The 4,356-nt window shown below is 69.3% G+C and carries 5 protein-coding genes; 2 read left to right on the top strand and 3 right to left on the bottom strand.

The features are described 5' to 3' along the window. Positions 1 to 183 precede the first annotated feature (183 nt). From VED21_RS10150 to VED21_RS10160, 3 genes are all read right to left on the bottom strand, one after another. A complete protein-coding gene (locus tag VED21_RS10150; protein WP_324882226.1) occupies positions 184 to 579 on the bottom strand; it encodes a hypothetical protein in 396 nt (131 codons plus the stop codon). Between the two features lie 86 nt (positions 580 to 665). Then, entirely contained in the window at positions 666 to 1,286 is a 621-nt protein-coding gene (locus VED21_RS10155) for a DUF938 domain-containing protein (protein WP_324882227.1), read from the bottom strand. 10 nt (positions 1,287 to 1,296) lie between these two features. Beyond that, entirely contained in the window at positions 1,297 to 2,472 is a 1,176-nt protein-coding gene (locus VED21_RS10160) for a YbfB/YjiJ family MFS transporter (protein WP_324882228.1), read from the bottom strand. 398 nt (positions 2,473 to 2,870) lie between these two features. On the opposite strand from VED21_RS10160, the gene fdxA reads away from it, so the two are divergent. Continuing rightward, positions 2,871 to 3,206, top strand: coding sequence for a ferredoxin FdxA (gene fdxA / locus VED21_RS10165; protein ID WP_324882229.1), 336 nt, complete (start codon positions 2,871 to 2,873; stop codon positions 3,204 to 3,206). Positions 3,207 to 3,566: 360 nt separating this feature from the next. Continuing rightward, on the top strand, positions 3,567 to 4,067 hold the full coding sequence (locus VED21_RS10170; RefSeq protein WP_324882230.1) for a CarD family transcriptional regulator: 501 nt from the start codon (positions 3,567 to 3,569) through the stop codon (positions 4,065 to 4,067). The last annotated feature ends 289 nt before the right edge of the window (positions 4,068 to 4,356 follow it).

The raw sequence follows: 4,356 nt of genomic DNA on the forward strand, positions 1-4,356 counted from the left end.
GACGCAGGGACATCTTCGACACCTCCTGGAATGGCATGGCCAAGCCCTCGCTAAGCTTCGTCCACGCCCATATGTGTCAATGATGTCCCCGAACACCTGTAAAGGATGTCTCCGGTCTATACACGCAGCGAAAACCCAACGAGCCCGTCCCGCGTGCGGGTGCTCCGGCGACCTTGCCGACCGTCAGAATTCGTTGCTTCCTCTGACGACGCAGGTGTTGCCGTGTGCCGCGATGGTCAGGTGGGAGTTGGTGTTGAGCAGCCTGTCGGCGGGGTCGCCGGGCTGCGTGCCCCGGACCTCGCACTGTGCCCCGCCACTCACCGTCAGCCAGTCCAGGTGGGGGCCTTTGTATTCGAACCACCGGGCCTGCTGGGGAAACAGCTGGATGGTCATCCGCCCGCCCGTGTTCAGGAAGGGGATGCCCGTCGACGCCCTGGTGCCGACCTCCACGGTGAGAAGGTGCGAGGTCTCGTTGCGAAGCATCTTGCGTCCGGTATCCGGGTCGCGCTGGGCCATCGCCACCTGGGCGCCGAGCAGGGTCAAAAGGGCCAGCGGGGCCGCGACGAGTGCCTTGCGCATGGTGATGCTCCCCATCGGATTGAAACCGTCCCCGGCTTTGTGACGCCGGCGCGCCCAAGGTTCCCGGAACGACCGGCGACTTTCCTTCAGTCCCGCCGCAGGACCACGGTCAGGTTGTTGGCCGGCATCTCCACCACCTCGGCCAGACGCAGGCCGTAACCGGCGGCGGTCGCTTCGACTGCGGAAAGGTCGCGCACGCCCCAGGCCGGGTTGCGCGCGCGCAGGTCGGCGTCGAAGGCGGCGTTGCTGGGGGCGGTGTGCCGGCCGTCGCGCAGGAAGGGGCCGTAGAGCGTCAGCGGCCCGCCCACGGGAAGCAGGCGCGCAGCGCCCCGGAACAGGCCCAGCGCCGCCTCCCACGGGGCGATGTGGATCATGTTGATGCACACCACCGCGTCGGCGCGCGCCACCGGCCAATGTTCCGCCACGGCGTCCAGGTGCACGGGCGCAAGCAGGTTGGGAAGTGCCGCTTCGGCCGCCCAGGCGGCGGTGGAGGCGCGCAGGTCCGGGTCGGGGTCGCTGGGCTGCCACGTCACGCCGGAAAGTTCGGCGGCGAAGAAGGCGGCGTGCTGGCCGGTGCCGCTCGCCACCTCCAGCACCAGCCCTTCGGCCGGCAGGACACGGCGCAGCACGTCCAGGATTGCGGCGCGGTTGCGCTCGGCGGCGGGGGCGTGGCGCTTGGCCGCCTCTGGGTGGAGCGGGTCGAACATGGCGCCCAGCCTAATCCGCCGCCGCCCCGTCGCGCAACGCGTCCTCCGCACGCCGGGCCAGCACGGCACCGGCGGCCAGCACCAGCGTGCCCAGCAGCACGGCGGCGGCGGCGCCGAACAGCGCGGTGTCGAAGCTGCCGGTGCGCGCCACGGCGATGCCCGCCGGCAGCGGCCCGAGGATCTGCCCCAGCCCGTAGGCCGAGGTGAGCGCGCCGATCACCCGCGCCGAGCCGCCGGCCGACAGCGTCCGCCCGAGACCGAGCGTCAGCGTCACGATGCCCAGGAAGGTGGCGCCGAACAGCGCCGCGGAGACCAGCGCCGGGATCGGCCCGCCCGCCAGCGGCAGCAGGATGCCGACGGCCTGAAGCAGGTGCGCCAGGATCAGCGTGCGCCACAGCCCGAGACGCCGCCCGGCCGCCGCCCATGCCAAACCGGCCGGCATGGCCGCCAGACCGGCGACCATCCACGCCGCCTCGCCCACCGCCGTGGTGTCGGGCATCTGCTTCAGCATGGCGACCAGGAAGGTGCCGGTGACGATGTAGCCGCCGCCCTCCAGGAAATAGGCGATGGTGAGCAGGACCAGCGGCGCCGACATCCGTCCGCCCCCGCCCGCCTTGGCGGCGGGCGCGTGCGCCCCGGCCGGCTCGCGCACGCTCAACCACACCGGCACGGCCAGCAGCGCGCACAGCGCCCCCAGCGCCAGCCAGTCGCCGTCCCAGCCGAGCCGGCCGCCGAACAGCGCCACGAACAGGCCGGACCCGGCGATGCCCAGGCCGACGCCGCTGTACAGCCAGCCGGCCAGCGCGTCGCGGCCGGCGCGCGACAGCGCGTCCAGCACCATGGCGATGCCCAGGATGAAGACGCCGGCGCTCGCGACGCCGGAGGCGAAGCGGAGCACGGACCACAGGAGGAAGTCGGCGGTCAGCCCCATCGCCGCCGTCGTGGCGACGCTGGCGACCAGTGCGGCGCGGAACACCGTGGTGCGCACAGCACCATGCGGCACCAGCCCGGCGCCCAGCGCCCCCGCGAGGTAGCCGAGGTAGTTCAGCGAGGCGAGCAGGCCCGCGCCGTCGCCGCCCAGCCCGGTGGCGGCCTGCATGGCCGGCAGGATCGGCGTGTAGGCGAAGCGCCCCACCCCCATCGCCACCGCCAGCATCAGCACGCCACCCGTCAGCACGCGAACCATGTGCCCCTCCCTTTGTCGCAGCCACCAACATCGCCCGGCGGCGCCCGGCGGATCCAACGAAAGTTTCGGATGGCACCTATCGGTTCCCGTGATGGTTGGCCTATGATGGTCGGCCCGTGACGCCAGCCCGTGACGCCAGCCCGTGATGGATGATGGGCGCGAGGGGGGCGAATCGCCGGCTGCGGCGGATCCGCCCACATTTTCAGCGGGGTTGCGGCGTGTGGAGGCGGCGTGTTAGGCAAGCGCCGCGATTGGAGCGCCTCCGGCTCCGGCGTGCGCGCGGCGTCGCGGAACCCCAGGCCCGAAACCCGAGGCCCGATACGCCGGCCACTGGATTCGACTCGGGGCCACCGAGAGCGAACAAGGCCGGAACGCGGGAGAACAGCGGAGAACGAACCATGCCCTACGTCGTCACCGACGGCTGCATCAAGTGCAAGTACACCGACTGCGTCGAGGTCTGCCCCGTGGATTGCTTCTACGAGGGCGAGAACATGCTGGTCATCCACCCGGACGAGTGCATCGACTGCGGCGTGTGCGAACCGGAATGCCCGGCCGAAGCCATCGTGCCCGACACCGACGGGCAGGCCGAGACGTGGATGGAGCTGAACCGCGACTTCGCCGCCAAGTGGCCGAACATCACCCGCAAGAAGCCGGCGCCGGCCGACGCCGACAGCTTCAAGGGCGTGCCGGGCAAGTACGAGAAGTTCTTCAGCCCGAAGCCCGGCGAGAGCTGAACGCGCACCCGCCCACCCGCCGGCCGGGAAGCCCCCGGCCGGAGTCGGGTCTCCGCGTGGTTGTTCGGCATTTCATGTTGCCATGCAAAAAAATCGGATCGGCCATACCTACTATGGCGCTCGGAATCCGTACGGCTGCCTGCGCGTAACCTTTGTAACTCGGATGTAATATCGGTATACTCCGCGCCCGAAGCCGGCCTCCGCGCCATTGCCGGTTTTCATACTGAAAAAGGGCTCATGACTTCCACCGACGTCGTGGCGGACTCCATCTCCGCGGCGGGGTGGCGGCTGCAGGGCTCTTTTCGCTTCGTTCCACCGTGGCGGCAAAATGGCGTGATCGCGAGAAGAGAGCCAACCAAGATGTCGAACAAGCTTGAGTTCGAAGCCGGGGATTTCGTCGTTTATCCGGCCCATGGCGTCGGTCGAGTCGAGGGCGTGGAAACCCATCACATCGCCGGTCAGCAGATTCAGCTTTACGCGATCACCTTCGAGAAAGAGCGCATGACGCTCAAGGTGCCCGTCACGAAGGCCAAGAACTCGGGCCTGCGCCGCCTCAGCACCAAGGACCGGATCAAGGTGGCGCTGGAGACCCTGCAGGGCCGCTCGCGCATCCGCCGCACCATGTGGAGCCGCCGCGCGCAGGAGTACGAGGCCAAGATCAACTCCGGCGACCCCGTGTCGATCGCCGAGGTGGTGCGCGACCTGTACCGCGGCACCGACCAGTCCGACCAGTCCTACAGCGAGCGCCAGATCTACCAGGCCGCGCTGGAGCGCCTGGCGCGCGAGTTGGCCGCCGTCGAGAAGATCGACGAGCTGAAGGCCACCGAGCGCCTGGAGCAGGTCCTCAAAAAGGCCGCCTGATCCATCCTCAGGCGCGCTCCGGAAAGGGCGGTCCCGCAAGGGGCCGCCCTTTTGGTTTGGGCGGTGGAGATGATGGCCTGGAGGTTCCTGCGATGCGGGGCTTTGGGATCACGAAGCAACAAAGGGAACATAAGCACACGAAGAAGCGCGGGTCCGACTGCACGCACGTTGCAGCGCCAGCGCATTCTTTGTGTTCTTGGTGACCTTCGTTGCTTTGTGGTGAACCCGGCCTGACGAGGCCGACCGTTCGCGGCTCGGGCAGGCGCATCTTATCTCCCTTTTCGCCTTC

Source organism: Azospirillum sp. (genome assembly GCF_035627195.1).
GTDB lineage: Bacteria > Pseudomonadota > Alphaproteobacteria > Azospirillales > Azospirillaceae > Azospirillum.